Here is a 3,004-nt window from a genome sequence, read left to right as displayed (position 1 = left end):
GGCTGCCGGTCCTTCGCCAACGGGGCTACCAGGAGCCCCGAACTCGTTTGGCTTCAAATAACGTAGGTCGACCGGGAGGTCTGGTCAATAGCTATCCGGATGGATAAATTCTTCCCATCGCCTCTTGCGGGCCCGAGGAGGGCGACCTAGCGTTTGAGGCCAAATGACAGGGCCGCCTTCGCCCCCTGTCGCGGGCCACTCCCCTGCCCGCCCGCATCCCCACCCCCGCCCACGCCGCCCCAGGAGGCACCGGTGAGCGCATCCCCCACCCCCGAGCTCGACACCGAACTCGCGCGGCTGTCCGCCCAGGGCATCGACGTGGTCCGGGTGACCTACCCCGACCTCATCGGCACCGACCGCGCCCGCGACGTCCTGCTCGACCACCTGCCCACGGCGTGCGAACACGGCCTCGCCTTCTGCCGCGCCGTCTACCACACCAGCCCCCGGGGCCACGTCGTCCCCGTGCCCGGCGGACTCGAAGCGGGCCTGCCCGACGTCACCGTCCGCCCCGCCCTGGACACGCTGGTCGCGCTGCCGTGGGAGCCGGGCGTCGCCAGCTGCCTGGGCGAGGTCACCGACCCGGCCACCGGCGCACCCGCCCCCGAGTCACCCCGCGACCTGCTGCGCACCGTCCTCGCCCGCTGCGCCGAACACGGCCTGCGGCCGGTGGTCGGCCCGGAACTCGAGTACTTCCTGTGCACCCCGGCCCCCGACGGCGGCTGGCGGCGGTACTCCGACGTCGAGGGCGTCGTCTACACCGCCGGCCTGCGCGCCGACCCGGAGAACCACCTGCTGCGCACCCTGCGGCAGCTGCGCGGGCTCGGCATCGGCGTGCTCTCCGGCAACCACGAGTTCGACGGCGGCCAGTTCGAGATCAACCTCACCCACTCCGAGGCGCTGGACGCGGCCGACCGGGCCTTCCGCTTCAAGAGCGCGGTGAAGGAACTCGCCCGCCGGGAGGGCAACCTGGCCACCTTCATGGCCAAGCCCTTCAACGGCTCCGGCGGCTCCGGCTTCCACCTCCACCTGTCCTGCACCGATGCCGACGGCGCCAACACCTTCGACGACCCGGGCGCGCCGCACGGCCTCTCCGACACCGCGCGGCACGCCGTCGCCGGCATCCTCGCCCACGCGCCCGCCCTCACCGCGCTGCTCAACCCCACCGTCAACTCCTACAAGCGGTTCGGCCCGGACACCCTGGCCCCCTGGCTCGTCGACTGGGGCCTGGACAACCGCAGCGCCATGGTCCGGATCCCGCCCGAGCGCGGCTCCGGCGCCCGCCTGGAGCTGCGGCTCGGCGACGCCAGCGCCAACCCCTACCTGCTGATCGCGGCGACCGTCGCCGCCGCCCTGCTCGGCGTGCAGGCCGGCGAGGAGCCCCCGGCCCCGCTGGACGGCTACGGCTACGACGCCACCCGGTCCGCCGTCCTCCCGACGAGCCTGCCCGCCGCGCTGGACGCCCTGGAGGCGGACACCGCCCTCACCGAGCTGCTCGGCAAGGAGTTCACCACCTCCTTCCTCGCCTACAAGCGCCACGAGGTCGAGCGCTTCCAGCGGCACATCACCGACTGGGAGTTCGACGAGTACGCCTACCACCTCTGAACCCGCCTCTGAACCCGCCTCCGAGTCGCCGGACGGACGACGCCCGGCCACCGCACACCGACGTCCCACCCCTTGGAGCCCCCGTGACCATCCTCCCCCTCGACGCCGTGCACGAGCCCCTGCCGCTGGACCAGGTGGACCTCGCCGACCTCGACAACTTCACCGACGGCGTCACCCCCTGGCGCATGTTCCGCACCCTCCGCCACCAGGACCCCGTCCACTGGCAGCCCGAGCCCGAGCCCAACTCCGGCTTCTGGGCCGTCACCCGCCACGCGGACATCGCCCGCGTGGACCGCGACGCCGAGACCTTCACCTCCACCCGGTTCGTCAACCTGGAGGAGCTGGACGACGACCAGATCAAGAAGCGCGCCTCCATCCTGGAGCTGGACGGCGTCCGCCACCGCGCCATGCGCAGCGTGCTGCAGCGGCAGTTCGGGCAGAGCACCATCAACCAGTACGCCGACTTCCTGCGCGGCCTCACCTCGAAGACGCTGGACGCGGCGCTGGCCAAGGGCGGCTTCGACTTCGTCTCCGACGTCTCCGCCGACTTCCCCATCAACGTGCTGGCCCGGCTGCTGGACGTGCCGCCGGAGGACAACCAGAAGCTCATCGACTGGGGCAACCGCATCATCGGCAACACCGACCCCGACTACGCCGACGTCCTGCTCCACAGCGCGGAGAGCGAGAAGTACCGCGACCTGCCGTTCCGCTCCCCGGCCTCGCTGGAGGTCTTCGAGTACGGCCGCGAACTGGCCCGACAGCGGCGCGGCGGCAACGGCACCGACCTGGTCTCCCGGCTGGTCAACGAGACCCCCCGGGACGGCGTCCCGCTCAGCGCGCAGGACTTCGACAACTACTTCCTGCTGCTCGTCGTCGCCGGGAACGAGACCACCCGGCACACCATCAGCCACTCGATGCTGGCGCTCATCCAGCACCCGGAGCAGCTCGCCCGGCTCCAGGAGGACCCCTCGCTGATCCCCGCCGCGGTCGAGGAGTTCCTGCGCTGGGCCTCCCCCGTCTACCACTTCCGCCGCACCGCCACCCGCGACGTGGAGCTCGGCGGCAAGCGGATCAGGGAGGGCGACAAGGTGGTCATGTGGTACGCCTCGGGCAACCGCGACGAGGAGGTCTTCGGCAACCCCTACGACTTCGACGTCACCCGCACCGACAACGACCACATCACCTTCGGCAAGGGCAGCCCGCACCTGTGCCTCGGCAACCTGCTGGCCCGTACCGAGATCCGCATCATGTTCGAGGAGCTGATCCCGCGACTCTCCTCGATCCGCCTCGCCGGGGACGTCCCGCGCGTGCGGTCCAACTTCGTCAACGGCATCAAGAAGCTCCCCGTGGAGGTCACCCTGGCCTGACCGGCGCGGCAGCACCACCGGACCGGGGATCCGCC

At 71.5% G+C, this 3,004-nt stretch carries 2 protein-coding genes; both read left to right on the top strand.

Features of this window, described 5'->3' with window-relative positions:
* The first annotated feature begins 252 nt into the window (after window positions 1-252).
* Window positions 253-1,602 (top strand): glutamine synthetase family protein, encoded by a 1,350-nt coding sequence (locus ABZ641_RS31205; RefSeq protein WP_359987242.1) that lies wholly within the window; start codon window positions 253-255, stop codon window positions 1,600-1,602.
* An 83-nt stretch (window positions 1,603-1,685) separates the two neighbouring features.
* Window positions 1,686-2,969: a cytochrome P450 gene (locus ABZ641_RS31200; RefSeq protein WP_359987239.1), complete on the top strand. Its 1,284-nt coding sequence runs from the start codon at window positions 1,686-1,688 to the stop codon at window positions 2,967-2,969.
* Window positions 2,970-3,004: the final 35 nt, after the last annotated feature.

It is taken from the genome of Kitasatospora sp. NPDC007106, assembly GCF_040634455.1.
GTDB lineage: Bacteria > Actinomycetota > Actinomycetes > Streptomycetales > Streptomycetaceae > Kitasatospora > Kitasatospora arboriphila.
Note: the sequence above shows the minus strand (reverse complement) of the source record. Positions and strands in the feature narration are given on the sequence as shown.